A 17,823-nucleotide genomic window follows, 5' to 3' on the forward strand; every position below is an offset into this window, starting at 1 on the left:
TTTTCGGGGGAACGGGGTTGCTTTTTTGTGGCCAATAAATTCTATCTTTGTATTCAGTATGAGCATCTGGAGAGTAATTTTATCGATTTTATTTCCGCCTTTAGCAGTGTTGGATAAAGGTTGCGGTTCTATTGTGATCGTGTTGATATTAACCCTTTTGGGCTGGATTCCCGGTGTGCTGGCCGCATTGATCATTCTGAATAAGTCTGAAAAATGATCTATTTGGCAAGAAACTGCTGCAAGAATTAAATGAAGCTGAATCATTAAAGATATTTCCACTTGAACAAAGTTGTAAAATTAGAGGAACTCGGTCGAAAAGATTATAAAGAAACCTGGGATTACCAGGAAGGGCTTTTTAAAGAGATCCTGGATCAAAAAATAAAGAACCGTCGCCAAAATCTTTCAGAATCCACCAGTAATCATTTGTTGTTTGTGGAGCATCCTCATGTGTATACGCTTGGAAAGAGCGGTGACAGAGAAAATTTATTGATCAACGAGGAACAACTGAAAGAAAAGCAGGCGTCGTTTTATAAGATCAACAGGGGTGGAGATATTACCTATCACGGGCCCGGGCAAATTGTGGGCTATCCCATCCTGGACCTTGAAAATTTCTTTACAGATATCCATAAATACCTGCGATTGCTGGAAGAGGTGATGATCCTTACCCTGGCTGAGTATCGCGTTAAAGCCGAAAGAAGTCCCGGGGAAACCGGAGTATGGCTGGATGTGGGTACTCCTTTTGCCCGCAAGATTTGTGCGATGGGCGTTCGCGCCAGTCGCTGGGTAACCATGCACGGGTTTGCGCTTAATGTGAATGCAGATCTTGGCTATTTCGATAACATAATTCCCTGCGGAATCAAAGGCAAAGCGGTGACTTCATTAAACGTGGAACTCGGAGTTACTGAAGTTTCTATGGAAGAGGTCAGGGAAAAAATAAAGAAGCATTTTTCTGCCCTTTTTGAAGCTCAGCTTCAGTAAATTTCACTGTTTTATTTCGTAAAGCAGCAAGTTGTTTTCCTCACCTTCTACTACAAACTCCAGGTTGTTATCTTCATCAATGTCATTTAGATCAATACCTGAATTTCCATAAACCGGAAAACCGGGAAGGAGTTCAGCATTGCTGTCAAACAAAAAGATGCGGTGCGATTGAGTATCGGTTACACTGAAAAATAACTTATTGTTGATGTAAAAGATCTGCGGACGAGTATATAGCCCAAAATCCAGCTCTACCTCCTTGCCTTTAATGTTTAATAGATTGTCTGAAAGCGTTACGAGGCTTTTGGCTGTTGCGTCCAGGGAATGGTTTTCAGTGAGATTTAATTTTTCTCTAGTCACACTTCCATTCTGGCTAATCCTGATCAAATTTCCTTCCCGGTTTGTGGAGATGAAGTCATTATTGTATTCAAACCAGTCATTTCCTGAAGGCTCAAGTTCTTCCTTTACTGTCACCCGCGTATTTCCTCTTCTGTCTAGGATGTTGAGGTTTCCTGAGGCTTCAGAAATGACAATATAATCCTTCTTTCCAATCCTAATGTGCTTTGGCGGGAGGTTGATCCTGTTTTTTGCGGCGTCAAATCCGAAGCCTTTTACGCGGTTTCCTTTATTGTCGTACATGAAAACCTCGTTCTCCTGCACTACTACAAATCGGTATTTTCGATTGTTCTCATAATCGAAAATGGCCAGTGGCTGTGTGATCTCATCATCAAATTCCAGCGGAAAAGGCGCTACGTCATTTCCTTCACGATCAATTACATTAAGCTTATTTGGAGTGGCAAAAGCTAACTGAATTCTCCCGTTTTTTAAAATATCCACCTGCTGCACCTTTCCAAGAATCCTTGCTTCTAAAGGCTTTTTCCAATAGATATTTCCGGTTTCTGAAATGAAGTAAAGCTGGTTGTCTTCATCCTGTACAGCGATATCCATCCCTTTGCTGCGGTGATTTGTAATAAACGAAGCAGGAATTGCTATTTCTGAATCTAAAGCAATGCTCGCACTTTGCTGTATCCCGGCAGCACTCATTTTGCGCTCATTCTTCTCTAAAATTCCGTGGATATGAGCAAAATTGTCATTATAAATAAGCTGAAAAGCAGTAAAAGGATAATTTTCCACCTGAATTTCGGCAAAAGCACTCCTTTTTTCTTCTGAAATTTGTGTGGAAAAATCTTTCTTAAAAATATCATTTTTGGATACCCAGAGAATAGAAGCTTCAGTACTCATGTTCTCAAAGGAAGAGATATATGCGTCGTTTGTGGCGAAAGTATTGTTATTTTGATAATGGGCAGTGATTGCTTTTAACGTCTGCAGGTCTTCTGAAAATAAAAGAAAACTATCTAGTTGAAGGAAATACTTCAGGTTTTTCGGGTTTAGCAGAGGCTGAAGAAGTTTTTCAAATGTTCCGTTTCCGTCATAGTTAAAAATGGCAATTTCACGATATTCTTCTACCGGGTTTCTGCCCGCGCTATACGATTCTAGTGCTTCGGGTAATGGCGACCTGATAACGAAAACATTTGCTGCTTCAGAATATATCATTCCGATTTCATTGCTATTTTCCAGGAGTTGCTGTTCTTTTGATCCTGAAATGTCATTTTCGGATGAATTTCTGAGGTTGTTTTGCAGCGGTTCAAATTCCTGGAAACTGTAGGAAAGAAAAGCGCTACTTTGATTGGAGACAATTTTGGCGATTTCATTTCGCGCCGGATTTACATCTTTGAAAAGATTCTTAAATTTTGGCAGGGAATCGCTGGCGGTTGTTATTCCGTCGAGCTTGACGGAGTTTTGGGAAACTTCCAGATCTATTGCTGTCCAATTGCTGAAATTATTGAGAAAAGAAGCAGAGCCACTGGGGAGAATTCTTAAAAAATCTGCCGTGAGACTACCGTGGTTAATGAAAACTGTTGGGTTCTTTGCAGAAGCCGCTTTCAAAGCCTTCTGAAAATCTGTTGGAAATGCCATTTTTGGATCGCTTTCTTTCTTGAGAAGCTCTTCCAGGATCTGTCTAGATTCCGAGGCAATGAGAATGCTGTCTATGAAGGTGTTGTAGATTGTTCTTTTATTAGTGAAATGAGAGCTTATTTCTTCCGAAGTATATTCAAAGTCTGGATCTTGAACGGAATCTTTACATTTTATGTAGGGTAAACCGTTACTTATGTAAGTTAGGATTCCCGGCTCATCGTTCCCTCCTGAAAATGCAATAATTGCGGGCTTTTCATTTATAAAGTTTTCAAAGGCAGAAAACCTGCTTATTAGATCTGTGATTAGCGGGTGAGAACCATTGTTTTTGAGAAAGCTGTTGTTTTTTAAGTCTGTGATAAATAAATCGGGATGATTTGTTTTAATGGCGATGGCTGTATTTGCCGGGATGTAACTGGTGATCTCCTGTTTTTCTGGGTTGTCCTTTGCGCAGCCCAGAATTGCAAGGGACAAAAGGAACAACAGTAAATTTCTCATAAAATCTAATTTATGAGGCAAATTTAATATTTAGATGGCAAGTTCCAACTGCTCTGGCAAAAGCCTGAAACTTTTTCGATGGTATTTTGTAATGCCATACTTTTTAATTGCTTCTCTATGCTCTGCCGTGGGATAGCCCTTATTTTTCTTCCAGTTGTACATGGGGTATTCTTCATGAATCGTTTCCATATAAGCATCCCGATAGGTTTTTGCAAGGATGGAGGCTGCGGCTACGTTGAGATATTTTCCATCACCTTTAATAATGCACTCGTGCGGGATGTTTGGATAGGTTTTAAAGCGGTTGCCGTCTACAGAAATAAATTCGGGTACATTTTTGAGTTTTTCAATGCATTTGTGCATGGCAAGAATAGAGGCGTTGAGGATGTTAATCTTATCTATTTCTTCCATAAAGATATGGTGTACAGAATAACATAAAGCTTTCTTCTCAATTATGCTTCTTAATTCCAGCCGGTTCCCCGCATTTAGTTTTTTTGAATCATTGATCATCTTATTTCTGAATCTTTTCGTAAGAATAACCGCAGCTGCTGTGACGGGTCCGGCAAGGCAACCTCTGCCAGCTTCGTCAGTTCCGCATTCATAAGTATAAGAGGTGTATTGCTTCTTAAGCATTTTTATAGATAAGTGGAGATGTATTACAACGAAAGGCAAATCTAAATATTTTATTTCTAAAGGCTGTTTCTCCTTTTTTGATTCTCTAACCAGGTCATTCTTTCTGAATGTGGTGTTTCAGAATAGATTTAAAATTTTGTAAAACAACTCATTTCCTTAATGGTGATTTAACAATCTTTTTAGGTTTTGTATATTAATATTAAAATCTACGTTTGGTTAAATAAAAATATCAATTTACTGAAAAATGATGGATAAAACCTGTGTTTAGAAACAGTTTTCGGTGCAAATATCAAAAAATTAACAAGTGTATTACCTTGAAAATCTTGGTTTATTAGATTATTATTAGCATTTTTGGCATTGGCTAATTCAAATAAATTTAAAAAATGAGAAAAAAATTAAGTGGAATTTTGACACTGTTATTAGTGTTGATTGCGCAGGTTACCTTTGCGCAAGAGAAAACGGTATCCGGCCAGGTGGTGGATGACCAGGGTTTTCCGCTGGTAGGAGTTAACGTAATTGAGAAAGGAACCGCGAACGGGACACAAACCGATTTTGACGGTAATTACTCAATAATTGTAGAGCCGGGAAATGTCCTGGTTTTTACATATGTGGGATTTGTTCCCAAAGAAGTAGCAGTAGGTACTAACGATGTTTATAACGTCGAAATGGCTACAGATACTGAGGCTTTGGAGGAAGTGGTGGTTGTGGCATATGGTACCACAAGCAGAGAAGCCTTTACGGGTTCGGCGTCTGTCGTTAAAGCTGAAGAAATGGAAATGAGGGCGGTAACTTCGCCAATATCTGCCATTGAAGGAAATTCTACAGGGGTGCAATTTACATCGGCTTCAGGTCAACCTGGATCATCTCCAGGAATTGTGATAAGAGGTGTAGGTACCTTAAATGGATCTACTTCACCATTATACATAGTAGATGGAATCCAGTATGAGGGAGGAATTAATACATTGAGCCAAAACGACATTGAATCTATTACCGTTCTTAAAGATGCAGCGTCGACATCCCTTTATGGTTCTCGTGCAGCTAATGGGGTGGTTTTGATCACGACCAAAGATGGACGAAGAGAGGCAGGAATAACAGTAAATGTGAATTCTCAGATTGGAACTGTCACAAAGGCGATTGGCGAATATGATGAAGTCACTCCAGGACAGTATTATGAGTTGATGTGGGAAGCTTATAAGAATTCACTAGATGTTGATAACCCTGCAGCAGAAGCTTCTGCCACTATATATAATCGTTTAGGTTATAATCCTTTTGATGTTCCCAACGATCAAATTGTAGGTACAGATGGGCAGTTGAATCCAAATGCTAATTTAATTTTTCAAGGGCTGGACTGGTATGACGTTTTAGAGCGTACTGGGGAGAGACAAAATCACTCTGTAGATGTTTCAGGTGGGGGAGATGATCATAATTTCTTTTTCTCTGCAACACACCTTGACGAAACTGGTTATGTAATTGAAAGTGACTTTGAGAGAACTACTAGTCGTTTGAGTGGTGATTTTTCACCAACAGATTGGTTGACTTTGGGAGGTAATGTTAATTTGTCCCTTGCAGAATCAAACGGACCTGCTTCCAGAGGTTCATCTATTGCGAACCCGTTTGCTTTTGCAAAAGACATGGGTTCCATATATCCGGTTTACCTGGTTGATCCTCAATCTGGAGAAATCATTAGAGATGATGAAGGAAATCCTTTATTTGACAGAGGGGAAGGTTCTACTGAGTATGGAATCTCGTCAAGACCAACAAATGTGGGTCGTCATGCTATTGAAGAGGCAATTCTAAACAGTGATAATATCCAATCCAACACTTATGGTTTTCGATATAACGCAGGTTTTAAAATTATAAAGGGTCTTGAGCTTAATTTGCTTTATGGTAGAGATATTAATGACTATAAGAGCAAGAGTTATGAAAATAACTTAGTGGGTGATGGTGCTCCTGCAGGGCGTTATAGTGAGACAAGATATAGAAGAACTGTTGAGAATTTTAACCAATTGTTGAACTACGTGAAGACTTTTGGAGATCATAATTTTGATCTGACCTTAGGACATGAAAGCTTTGACAGACATTATTCTCAGGTTTATGGATTTAAAAATACCCAGACAGCTGTAGGTATACATGAATTTGATAACTTTTCAACTATTGCCACCCTATCGGGTTATAGTTCAGATAAGCGACTTGAGGGATATTTTTCCAGGCTGAATTATAATTTCGGTGAGAAGTATTATTTGAGTGCATCGGCAAGAAGAGATGGTACTTCTGTTTTTGACAGCGATGTTCGTTGGGGTAATTTTTACTCTGTAGGTGGAGCCTGGAGAATTGATCAGGAAAGCTTTATGCAAGATGTTGCCTGGGTAAACAATTTGAAATTAAGGGCTTCTTATGGTGAGGTAGGAAACGATGATTTAAATGATTATTATATTTCACAACCTCGTTACTCTTTGTTGCCGAATGCTGGAGCTCCAGGTATCTTCTGGTCAGATTTGGGAAACAATGTGTTGACCTGGGAAACAGTGGAAAGCTATGATGTGGCGCTTGAATTTGCCTTGTTTGATTTCCGTTTGGATGGTTCTATTGAATACTACAAAAAGAATTCATCAGATTTGCTTTACAATGTACCGCTTCCAATCTCTATGGGATTAAGTGAAGGTCCTGCTAATATTGGAGATATGTATAATGAGGGTCTTGAAGTTGGTTTAAATGCCCTGTTGTTTGATACTAACAATTTCACCTGGCAATTAGGTGTACAGGCGTCTACTTTCAGAAACGAGATCACCAATCTTCCAAGTCCTTTTGTAACGGGATCGAAAAGATGGGCAGAAGGTAGATCAAGATTTGATTTCTTCCTGTATGATTATGCAGGAGTGGATCCGGAAAACGGAGACGCACTTTACTATGCCTACGAGGAGGATGTAGATTCTGGAGAAATGGTTCCAGTTCTTGAGGAGGATGGATCACATGCAACAGTAAATGATCACAATGATGCAAACAGAGCTTATGTTGGAGCAAGTTCTATTCCAGATGTAATAGGTTCTATTACGAATACTTTGCGATTCGGAGATTTTAGTCTGGATTTCTTGTTCACTTATCAAATAGGAGGGGATATTCTTGATTATGGGTATGCAAATATGATGCATGAAGGAGATTATGGCGCGTCTATGCACCCTGATTTGTTGAATGCATGGAGAGCTCCTGGAGATCAGACAGATGTGCCTCGTCTTGAAGTTGGAAACCCAACTTTGGCACCAAGTCTTTCTTCAAGGTGGTTGACAGATGCATCTTATTTAGCTTTTAGAAATGTGAACCTCGCTTACAATTTGAGAGGGGACTGGGCAGATCAAATAGGAGTTGACAGATTGCGTTTATTTGCTTCTGCAGAAAATCTTGTTATGTGGTCAGCAAGAACAGGTTTAGATCCTCAATATAACCTTGCTGGTACGCCATCTGGAAATGATTACAATCCAAGCAGGGTGCTTTCTTTAGGTTTGACTATGACATTTTAAATGAGAATAAAGAATTAAAAATGAAGATAATGAGAAGAAGTTTTAATAGATATTTGTTGCTGGTTTCTCTGGCAACGATTTCGTTCGGTTGTTCAGAGGATTTTCTGGACACAGCACCAACAGATGCTATTTCTGCAGATGCTGCGCTATCCAGCCCGGAAAACATGATGTTGGTATTGAATGGGTTGCATAGAATTATGTATGCCCAGAATCCTTTGCCTGGAGGAGAGTCCAGTAGGAGTGGAGAGAGCCATTTTATACCATCATTAGATGCTACTGCGGGGCAGGTCATTCACTCATCGCCAGGGAATGGATGGATGAGAGCAGATTTACAGTGGTTAAATCATACCAATCCAAATACCACAACCGTTTATAATTTTTGGTATCAGCGGTATCACTTCGTTGCAAGTGCGAACTCTATCATTAACACGATAGCGAATGGAGATTTTGCTGAGACCGAGGAGTTAAATAACATTTTAGGACAGGCTTATGCTTACCGGGCGTGGGCTTACCATAGATTGGTTACGACTTATGCAAAAGGTTACCTTATTGGTGATCCTGCTACAGATCCCGGCGTGCCATTGGTCTACTCGACCGAGGCTCCTTACGAGAGTGCTCCCAGGGCGACAGTTCAAGAGGTGTACAATCAAATAGAAGAGGATATTAATATGTCTATAGATTACCTTGCAGAAGCAAGTGCTCCAGATAATAAATCTCATATTTCTATTAATGCTGCCCAGGGAATAAAGGCCAGAATCGCTCTTTCTAAAGGTGACTGGCAAACTGCTGCGGATGCAGCTCAAAAAGCAAGAGAAGGTTATCCTCTATTGTCAAAATCTGAATGGTTATCTGGTTTTAATACTTATGATTTATCTGAAGTTATTTGGGGAGGTAGAGTAATTGATAGTGAGACAAATTACTTTCAGTCGTATTTCTATTACATTTCTCCTACTTTTAACGGTAGCCAGAACAGGAGTAACCCAAAGATTATAAGCGAAGAGCTTTATGAGGAAATTCCTGATACCGATTACAGAAAAGAAGCCTGGTTGCCTTTGGCTCCAAACACAAACCCATCTGCTTCCAATGGAGAAGGCGGTGGATTTGAATCAGATCCAAATTATGATAATGAAGATGATTTCTGGGCGGCCTGGGAAGATGTTATTACAACATACGGGATGACAACAGGTCATAATACGCATCCTTACATGACCGTTAAATTCTTGCAGAAAAATCCTGGTACAATTGATCCGGATGATGTAATCTATATGCGGTCAGCTGAAATGGTACTGATCGAGGCGGAAGCTAAAGCAATGATGGGAGACATTTCTGGTGCGCAAGATGCATTGGCAATATTGGGAGAAGCCAGAGATTCCGCTTTTGATAAAACTGAGTTTAGTACAGAGGAAGAGTTAATGGAAGAAATTAAATTCCAGAGACGAGTTGAATTGTGGGGAGAAGGATTTAGCTTCCATGATCACATTCGTTGGGATGAACCATTAGACCACACTAATTCTGGTGCGCCCAGGGTGCTGTATCAAGATGGTTTCTTCCAGGAAAGACCATCTGTGAATGATGAGTGGATCTGGAAAATACCACAGGCGGAAATTAATGCTAATCCATTCATTTCAGAAGCAGATCAGAATTAATTTATCGGTGTTCCGATAAGAATTATGGATTAAATAGTAAAGAGCAGGGGGAAACCTCTGCTCTTTTTATTTTAGTCATGGACAATTTCCCGATATGGTTCAAAAAGGTGTACCCATATTAAGGGGGATGAATTATTATGTAATTCCTTTATCGATAAAAAATGCGTGGTTTAGTGATTACAGCTAAGTAACAGACTGTCTTGTGGCTTTCGGTAAGGCTTGCCTTGAATAGTTATAAGCTTATAGGAAAAATGGATTTAGCATTTATATGGAGTGGTTTTCATATAAATGGCTTTTTAATGTACGCGAAAGCCAGTTGTCATGAAAAAATCAGCCAAAATGCCAACCCATAATACTAAAGATTTTTAGTTTTAACATTTTTTTTGGTTTCTGTTCAATCCGCATGTAAAACTAAGTTTTTTGTTAAGAACACGGCTAGAGGGGATTTAAGGCTGAGTAAAATTGAAATGTAAAAAACGTTTTCGATATAAAATTTAAAAAATTAACATATCGAGTAATTTAAAATCTTTGGTTTATTAGATTTTTATTACCATTTTTGGCGTTGGCTAATTCAAATAATTTATAAAATGAAAAAAAGATTAAGTGGAATTCTAACACTATTACTGGTGTTAGTTGTGCAAATGACCTTTGCGCAAGAACAAAAAACGGTTACTGGAACCGTTACAGATGCAGAAGGATTGCCTCTGCCTGGAGTAAACGTGATTGTTCAGAATACCAATAGAGGTACTCAAACAGATTTTGATGGTGTTTATACCATAGATGCTTCGGTTGGCGAAGTTTTGGTTTTTAGATTTTTAGGATATGCACGGGAGCTGCGAACTATTGGTGCTGAAAGTACTATAGATGTTCAGATGGAAGTAGATGCTGCCGCTTTGGACGAAGTGATAGTAACAGGGTATGGAAATCGTTCTACTGTGAAGGAAACGAGTTCTGCATCGGTTGTGTCTTCTGAACAATTGGAGGATAGGCCTATCGCATCTGTAAATAACTTACTTACAGGAAATGCTACAGGTGTATTTGTTGCTGGTGGTAGTGGGCAACCGGGTGGAAATACTACAGTAAGGATTCGTGGTATTAGTTCATTAAATGCTGGTACTGCTCCTTTGTATGTAGTAGATGGTGTGCCGGTTATTTCTGGTGATTATACTAGAAACACTACGACTGCAGATGTTTTAGCGAGCATGAACCCAAATGATATTGAATCGGTTACTGTATTAAAAGATGCATCAGCTACAGCACAATATGGTGCAAGGGCAGCGAATGGCGTTATTTTAATTACTACTAAACGTGGAAAATCTGGTGCTCCTAGATACTCTTTAACTGTGGAGACAGGATTTAATGAAAGAGCCGTTGAAGGTGAAGAACGTCTCTCTGCAGATCAATGGGGTGAGCTTGTAAATGAAGGTTTAGTAAATGCTTTAGGAAGTGATTACGCAAACTATTATGAGGAGGTTCTTAATCCAGATGGTCTTGATACTGACTGGGGAGAGGCTATTGAGCGTAGCTCTGCTTTGCAGCAGCAGGTTAACTTTTCGGTTACAGGAGGGAGTGAGAACTTAAGATATTTTACTTCGTTAAGTTATTTTGATCAGGAAAGTATCATCAAAAATTCCTTTTTTAACAGAACTTCTGGAAGAATAAAAGTGGATTACGATTTGAATGATAAAATTAGTATCAGTCAAAATGTGAACGCAAGTTTTTCTAATTTGAAGTCATTACCATCAGGAGGTGGATTTGCGAATCCAATCTTGAACCAATATTTTGGTTTGCCGACTGATCCATTGTACAATGAGGATGGAAGTTTCTACATAGGAACAAACCCGAACAACCCGCGTCTTGGTAACGGATTGTTCAATGTTCCAATGTTGCTAGAGAACAACTTTAGTAAAGCGAAAACTTTAAAGCTTACCGGAATTACAAATTTCTCTTATGATATTACTGACAATTTAAACTTTACGTCTAGATTGTCATTGGATAATACAGTTATTGAGGAAGATGAGTATCAAAATCCACGTCATGGTGATGGGTTCTCTGTAAATGGTAGAGCATACGCTTATGATACAAGAGTTTTTGATTATGTTTTTCAGAACATGGTAAGTTATGATTTTACCTTAGGTGAGTCTAATAATTTCAATATCCTATTGGTTCAGGAAGCTCAAAAAAATCAATACAGAGATGTTTCTTCTGCTGCTGAAGGATATGGTAAGGAAGGGTTTTATACTGTTTCTGTTGGATCTAATGATGCCATTGCTGGAGGGACGAGAAGTCAATCAACAAATGCGGCGTATTTGGCCAGTTTAACTTATGATTTTGATGATAAGTATACTTTAGAAGCGTCCTTTAGACGTGAAGGGAATTCTAATTTCGCAGCCAACAATAAATGGGGTAATTTCTGGTCAGTTGGCGGTGCCTGGGATGTAGCTCAGGAAGATTTCATGATGGATAGTGTGTTAGATCAATTGAAACTAAGAGCCAGTTATGGACAGGTAGGTAATGCTTCTATAGGTTCTACTTCTAGTTTATCTTATTTCTCCTTTGGAGGAGAATATAACGGAAGAATTCCTTTATATGTTGGAGGTGTAGAAAATCCTGATTTGACATGGGAAGTAAATAAGCCTTTCAACGTAGGTCTTGACTTTGGATTTTTTGGAAGTAGATTACATGGTAGTTTAGATTATTTCGTTAAGACTACTGAGGATCTTCTATATGCTATTCCACTTTCTCTAGCGACTGGAGAGACTTCTAAATGGGTTAATGCAGGTTCTCTTGAGAACCGAGGATATGAAGTAACTCTTGGAGGAAACATTTTTGGAGGAGACTTCCGTTGGGATTCTCAAATCAATTTCTCTCATGTTCAAAATGAATTGCTAGACCTTTTAGAGGATGATGTAATTGATGGAACAAAAATATTAAGAGAGGGTGAAAGTATTAATACCTACTTTATGAGAAAATGGGCCGGTGTGGATCCTGAAAATGGAGATCCATTATGGTACATTAATGGTAAGGGTGGCGAAACTACAAATGTTTATAATGAAGCACAAAGAGCTACACAAGGTAACTCCTTACCAAATTACACAGGTGGATTCAATAATAGCTTCAGTTATAAAGGTTTCACATTGGAAACGCTATTAACCTTTGCTTTAGATTATAAAGTTTATGACTCCTGGGCTTTTTACATGCAAAGTTCCGGTACATATAGGTTGAACTATCCAGGTTACGCTAGTGGTTTAGATAGATGGCAAGAGCCAGGGGATGTTGCTTTAAACCCAAGAGAGGTTTACAACAACAATAACCAGAATTCTGCAACATCTACTCGTTTTCTATACGATGGTGACCACGTTAGATTGAGCAATGTGCAGCTTGGTTATGACTTTGGAGAATTGATTGGTTCAGACTTGTTTAGTAATTTCCTAGTATATGTTAGAGGAACAAATATTTACACGTATGCTTTTGATGAGAATCTAAACTGGGATCCTGAAACAAGAACATCAGGTGTTATTAACCTGGATTTACCACCATTGAAAAGTTACACTATGGGTGTAAGATTATCATTCTAAAAAAAATGAAAAAAATGAAAAATAGTATTAAAATTTTTATTGTTGGGCTGCTGTGTATTGCGACAGTATCCTGTGGAGATGATTTCCTCGAGAATGAACAGTTTTCGACGACTCCGCAAAATATCGAGAGCGTTGATGATATGTACGCTTTAATGTACGGGGCTTATATTGAAGCAAGAAGTTCTGTGTATTACGGTCGGGATGTTATCATTTACGGTTCTCTTCGTGGAAATGATGCCTATAATGATGCAGGATCTGGAAGATTTAGAGGTACGGCATATTACAACATGACTGCATCTGATGGTTATGCTACTGATACTTATGCACAGGCATATGATATCGTGGCTCAATTAAATGTGATCATTAATTCTGATTTCGTAAACGAAAACAGAACTGCAGAAATTGCCAACGTGAGAGGACAGGCCCTTGTGTTGCGAGCAAATATATTCTCTGATCTCTTGAAGCTTTATGGAGAGGAACATACTGGGGGTGACCTGGGGATTTCATTGATGACGGAATATGATACTGAAGCAAAACCTGCCAGAGCTACTGTAGCTGAATCACATGCACAGATTATGCAGGATTTTGAAGAAGGAATTTCTCTCTTGGAGGAAAGTGGTATTGGTAGCACGAGCGTGAAGGATTTGATCAACGTGTATTCAGCTAAAGGTTTAGCTGCACGATACTACCTGTATCATGGAGAAGATGCCAGTCTTCAAAAGGCATATGATTACTCTAGTGATGTTATAGAGTCTGGAGCATATAGAGTGGTTGGTGAAGACTTATACGTCAACTCATTTGAGCAAAACTTAACTGCAGGGAATTCTATTTTTGAAATAGCTGTTGGAACACAAGCTAACCTAGGTACTACATCAATTGCTTATATGTACTCTGATTTAGGATACGGTGATATAAATATCCGTCCTGAATTTGTGCAGGAATTTGATGGGGATGATGTGCGTTTAGAGCTTATAGATGGTGTTGATGTACTTAAATATCCAAATATTCAAGGAGAAAATAGTATAAAATTACTTCGTTATGAAGAAATATTGCTTACTAGAGCAGAAGCAAATCTTAGATTGCAGATTGATGAAGATGAAGCAATGGCAGATGTGAATGCAGTAGTGGTGAACCGTGGGCTAGAGGCTTACGAAACAATTACTATTGAGGATGTTCTTGAACAAAGAAGAAAAGAACTTTTCTTTGAGGGGCAACGTTACTTTGATATGCTACGTTTAGGTATGGATATTCCAGCCTATAATGCGGATGGAGTTTTGGTTGAAACTTTAGAATATGATTCCGATCCACGTTTGGCCTTCCCTATACCACAAAGGGAATTGGATGTAAATCCAAATGTAGTGCCTAACCCAGGTTACTAAATAGAACTAGTTTTATATGTATTGAAAAGGCTGTCTGAAAAGACAGCCTTTTTTATTTTAAAGATTTTCCAAGCCCTAATTCAAACCCGGTGAAAAGAGTAAGGTAAAGGAATCAGGAAAAAACATGGGGTGAAAGTATAGGTATATATGTAAAGTGCTGGCGAGGAAAATCTTTTAGTACAAATTATATGATAACTTTTAATGAGAAGGGGTAGCGTTGTTAACATGTTGATGAACATATTTAGTATATTTATGATCAATTTTAGAATTATGAGGAAGTTGATATTATTGATGAGTGTTTTCATTGTCTTTATGACAATAGATTCTTCAGCGCAAATTAGTGGAGATGCTTTTGATGGAACCAGGTATGGTTTTACAAAAATTCCTGTCCGTTCTGGCAACGAAGCGTCAATAGAGGGTTCTGCTTATTACCACGAGGATTTTCTGCCTGGTACTATTCAGTTTGCTGATGGTAAATCTTTGGAGGGATTTATGAGGTATGATGTTTCTAAAGAACGTATAGAAATCAAAATGAATAAAAGTAGTAAGGATATATACTTTTTACCTTCTAACGCCGATGTCACATATCAATTTGATTCAAGCGTATATAATTTTGAGGAAGTTGTTTTAAATGGAAGTAGGAAGTGGGGATATGTTGCACAAATCTTCAAAGGAAATTCTCTTCGCCTTGTTAAAATACCATCCTCTATATTTATAGAAGAAGTAAAACCTAAGAATGGGTATGGTAAAAGTGAGCCGGCCAAATTTGAAATTAAGGAGGAGTTTTTAATCCAAAGGAATGATGAAGAATGGGAATTATTGCGACTTAGACACAAAAATATCAAAAGAATGTTTAAATCTGCCAAAGCGCAGGATTATTTGCGGAATAACAAAATAAGATCGGAGAAAGATTTGATTGCTTTTCTGCAATCTTTAGATGACTAAAATTTTAAAATTGTTTGGTATAACCTATAAAACCTGTTTTGACAGGTTTTTTTTATTCTTCGTTTCAACTAATTGTTTTGATCCAAAAACATAACTTTGCCGGAAACAGTTGTCAATGAAAAAAGCTTTTCTGTTCATATCCTTTATCATTTCTTTTGCTGTTTCCAGTCAAACCAGATTGACCCAACCTGGAGTGCAGCAAAAACCGGCAGCCGATTCACTGCCTGAAGTACCTATTACAGCGTATAAGATAATATCGGTTAGCAGGGACACGATCTATGTTGATACTTCATTAACTATAGAAGATGAATATGAGTTCAATTACCTTAGAAAAGATAATTTTGAGCTTGTTCCTTTTAGTAACGTAGGGCAGACGTATAATAAATTGTCCTATGACTTCAAATCAACAGGATTATTTCCCGAATTTGGAGCTCGGGCAAGGCATTTTAATTTCTATGAGGTAGAGGATGTTCATTATTACCATGTACCTACACCTTTGACAGAACTTTTTTTTAAAACAGTATATGAACAGGGACAAATTCTCGATGCTTTTTTTACCGTCAACACTTCTTCGAACCTTAATTTTTCCATAGCGTATAAGGGTATGCGTTCCCTGGGAAGATATCAGCATATTCTTACCAGTACCGGAAATTTTAGAACTACAATAAACTATACGACACCAAACAAAAAATATCGTTTGTGGACTCATTTCGTCTCGCAGGATCTTATGAACGAAGAAAATGGGGGTTTGGCACCGTTTTCTTTGACACAATATATAAATGAAGAAGAAGAGATAGAAGATCGGTCACGATTAGACGTGAATTTTGAAAATGCGCAAAGTACCCTCTTCGGAAAAAGATTTTATCTGGATCACGCCTATAGTTTTAATTCAGGTGATGCAGAAAATAATCTCATTTTACGGCATAAGCTAAATTTTTCAGATAAAGAATATCTTTTTGAACAGGCAACGGCTAGTTCACTTTTTGGACCCTCTTACGAAAATGTAAATGTGAGGGATGAAACAGAGTATCAGAAAGTCTATAATGAAGTATCGGCAACATTTAAAAATGGCATTCTTGGGGAAGTTTCTGTAAAAGGAGGTTTGACAAATTACAATTATGGTTATAACACTGCACTTATAATAGACCAGGAGTATATCGTAAATCGAATGGTTGGTGAAACCTTTAGTGCAGGTGGTGGTTATACAACCCAATGGGGTGATTTCTCTTTTTATTCCGAAGCTATGCTGAACATTTCCGGTGAATTTAATGGAAATTACTTGAAAGCTGGGGCTTCTTATCCACTTTTTGAAGAAGTAGATCTAGCTTTATCCGCCAGCACATCTAGTAGGGCGCCAAATATGAACTTCCTGTTGTACCAAAGCGATTATATCAACTACAACTGGCAGAATGACTTTTCCAATATTAATATGCAAAATGCCATTTTTGGAATACTATCTCAAAAATTTATTAATCTAACACTGGAATATAATCATTTTGAGAACTATACTTATTTCGGAAAAAGTGAAGAAGAATTTACCAGTCCCATGCAACATGACGGCGCTTTAAATTATGTTAAGGCAAAAGCAGAAAAGAAAATTGAATTTGGTGTATTTGGTTTAGCGAACACAGTGATGTACCAAAAGGTGCTTGATGAGGAAGATGTGCTGAATGTGCCTCAATTTATTACTAGAAATTCGCTTTACTATCAGGATCATTGGTTTCAACGTGCTCTTTTTCTTCAAACCGGCCTAACGCTTAAATACTTTACTAAATATCACATGGATGCTTATGATCCCATTCTGGCTGAATTTTATGTGCAAAATGCAGCGGAGTTTGGGGATTACCCTGTAGTAGATTTTTTCTTTAACGGAAGGATAAAGCAGGCTCGTGTATTCTTCAAGCTGGAACATGTAAATTCTTTAATTACGGGAAATGATAATTTTTCAGCTCCTTTATACCCTTACAAGGATTTTGCGGTAAGGTTCGGTCTGGTATGGAATTTCTTTATGTAAGTTGGGAAATAGATAATGCTTGATCAGGGGCAATATCTGTGACTCTTTTCTTCTGAAAATACTTTCTTCAGCTTATTTTCTCTTCCTTCCAAAAAAACTTTTCACATCTCTCGTTTTTGAATATTCATGTTTCCAGGGGTTTAGGTTTTAGGGGAGACAATTTCCTAAAGAAATCCAAATTTTTATGAATTTGAGGCTTGTGTAATTAAAAAACGGGTGTATATTTGCACCCGCTTTGAGAAACAATAAAGGCATTGAGTCAAGCGTTGTGAGCCCAGCAGGGGCGGAGGTTTAAGGCGAAAAAGTTCTCTGAAAAATACTTGAAATTTGTTTTGGAAGTTAAGAGAAAAGGGTTGTAAGTTTGCAACCGCTTAGCAAAGCAGGAAAGAAGAGGTTTTGGTTCTCTTTTTTAAAAACTGTTTTACGCAGCAGCGTTCTTTTAAAGTTTCGAAAAAAAGATGAAAATTTCTTTTGGATTGTAAAGAATAAAGGTTGTAAATTTGCAAGCTCGTTCTTTACGGGAAGCTTAAAAAATAAGCTTCTAAAAAAAATAAATTTTTTCTTGCAGGTTTTAAAATAGGTTGTATATTTGCAGCCGCTTAGAACAAGAGCAAAGTTCTTTAGAAAGTATTGAAAAGAAATCCCGGGTAGGGTAGTGTTATAGAGAGG

10 protein-coding genes are annotated in these 17,823 nt (G+C 38.1%); 8 read left to right on the plus strand and 2 right to left on the minus strand.

What is annotated here, in order from left to right; genetic code table 11:
• Nucleotides 1–58 precede the first annotated feature (58 nt).
• Both ACOV1Q_RS15240 and lipB read left to right on the plus strand, forming a co-directional pair.
• The gene (locus ACOV1Q_RS15240) at nucleotides 59–217 is read left to right on the plus strand and encodes a YqaE/Pmp3 family membrane protein (protein ID WP_424495255.1); all 159 of its coding nucleotides are present in this window, start codon (nucleotides 59–61) and stop codon (nucleotides 215–217) included.
• Between the two features lie 62 nt (nucleotides 218–279).
• On the plus strand, nucleotides 280–978 hold the full coding sequence (gene lipB, locus ACOV1Q_RS15245; protein ID WP_424495256.1) for a lipoyl(octanoyl) transferase LipB: 699 nt from the start codon (nucleotides 280–282) through the stop codon (nucleotides 976–978).
• Nucleotides 979–981: 3 nt separating this feature from the next.
• Here the strand turns inward: lipB and ACOV1Q_RS15250 are convergent, their stop codons facing one another.
• Entirely contained in the window at nucleotides 982–3,447 is a 2,466-nt protein-coding gene (locus ACOV1Q_RS15250; protein WP_424495257.1) for a hypothetical protein, read from the minus strand.
• Nucleotides 3,448–3,477: 30 nt separating this feature from the next.
• On the minus strand, nucleotides 3,478–4,077 hold the full coding sequence (gene rnhB, locus ACOV1Q_RS15255) for a ribonuclease HII (RefSeq protein ID WP_424495258.1): 600 nt from the start codon (nucleotides 4,075–4,077) through the stop codon (nucleotides 3,478–3,480).
• A 383-nt stretch (nucleotides 4,078–4,460) separates the two neighbouring features.
• Between rnhB and ACOV1Q_RS15260 the strand changes: the two genes are divergently transcribed.
• The 6 genes from ACOV1Q_RS15260 (at nucleotide 4,461) to ACOV1Q_RS15285 (ending at nucleotide 17,154) form a co-directional block, all read left to right on the plus strand.
• Entirely contained in the window at nucleotides 4,461–7,592 is a 3,132-nt protein-coding gene (locus ACOV1Q_RS15260) for a SusC/RagA family TonB-linked outer membrane protein (RefSeq protein ID WP_424495259.1), read from the plus strand.
• Between the two features lie 29 nt (nucleotides 7,593–7,621).
• Nucleotides 7,622–9,238 (plus strand): RagB/SusD family nutrient uptake outer membrane protein, encoded by a 1,617-nt coding sequence (locus tag ACOV1Q_RS15265; RefSeq protein ID WP_424495260.1) that lies wholly within the window; start codon nucleotides 7,622–7,624, stop codon nucleotides 9,236–9,238.
• A 587-nt stretch (nucleotides 9,239–9,825) separates the two neighbouring features.
• On the plus strand, nucleotides 9,826–12,816 hold the full coding sequence (locus ACOV1Q_RS15270; RefSeq protein WP_424495261.1) for a SusC/RagA family TonB-linked outer membrane protein: 2,991 nt from the start codon (nucleotides 9,826–9,828) through the stop codon (nucleotides 12,814–12,816).
• A 14-nt stretch (nucleotides 12,817–12,830) separates the two neighbouring features.
• Nucleotides 12,831–14,195 carry a RagB/SusD family nutrient uptake outer membrane protein gene (locus ACOV1Q_RS15275; protein ID WP_424495262.1) on the plus strand — a complete coding sequence of 455 codons (1,365 nt, stop codon included), beginning with the start codon at nucleotides 12,831–12,833 and terminating at the stop codon, nucleotides 14,193–14,195.
• 270 nt (nucleotides 14,196–14,465) lie between these two features.
• The gene (locus ACOV1Q_RS15280; RefSeq protein ID WP_424495263.1) at nucleotides 14,466–15,140 is read left to right on the plus strand and encodes a hypothetical protein; all 675 of its coding nucleotides are present in this window, start codon (nucleotides 14,466–14,468) and stop codon (nucleotides 15,138–15,140) included.
• Nucleotides 15,141–15,255: 115 nt separating this feature from the next.
• Nucleotides 15,256–17,154 carry a putative porin gene (locus tag ACOV1Q_RS15285; protein ID WP_424495264.1) on the plus strand — a complete coding sequence of 633 codons (1,899 nt, stop codon included), beginning with the start codon at nucleotides 15,256–15,258 and terminating at the stop codon, nucleotides 17,152–17,154.
• The last annotated feature ends 669 nt before the right edge of the window (nucleotides 17,155–17,823 follow it).

This window comes from Salinimicrobium maris, from assembly GCF_049680855.1.
Taxonomy (GTDB): domain Bacteria; phylum Bacteroidota; class Bacteroidia; order Flavobacteriales; family Flavobacteriaceae; genus Salinimicrobium.

Bases quoted from the DNA above. Each gene is read 5' to 3' on its own strand.
- ACOV1Q_RS15240 (WP_424495255.1), top strand. From the start codon at position 59: ATGAGCATCTGGAGAGTAATTTTATCGATTTTATTTCCGCCTTTAGCA.
- ACOV1Q_RS15250 (WP_424495257.1), bottom strand. From the start codon at position 3,447: ATGAGAAATTTACTGTTGTTCCTTTTGTCCCTTGCAATTCTGGGCTGC.
- rnhB (WP_424495258.1), bottom strand. From the start codon at position 4,077: ATGCTTAAGAAGCAATACACCTCTTATACTTATGAATGCGGAACTGAC.
- ACOV1Q_RS15260 (WP_424495259.1), top strand. From the start codon at position 4,461: ATGAGAAAAAAATTAAGTGGAATTTTGACACTGTTATTAGTGTTGATT.
- ACOV1Q_RS15265 (WP_424495260.1), top strand. From the start codon at position 7,622: ATGAGAAGAAGTTTTAATAGATATTTGTTGCTGGTTTCTCTGGCAACG.
- ACOV1Q_RS15270 (WP_424495261.1), top strand. From the start codon at position 9,826: ATGAAAAAAAGATTAAGTGGAATTCTAACACTATTACTGGTGTTAGTT.
- ACOV1Q_RS15275 (WP_424495262.1), top strand. From the start codon at position 12,831: ATGAAAAATAGTATTAAAATTTTTATTGTTGGGCTGCTGTGTATTGCG.
- ACOV1Q_RS15280 (WP_424495263.1), top strand. From the start codon at position 14,466: ATGAGGAAGTTGATATTATTGATGAGTGTTTTCATTGTCTTTATGACA.
- ACOV1Q_RS15285 (WP_424495264.1), top strand. From the start codon at position 15,256: ATGAAAAAAGCTTTTCTGTTCATATCCTTTATCATTTCTTTTGCTGTT.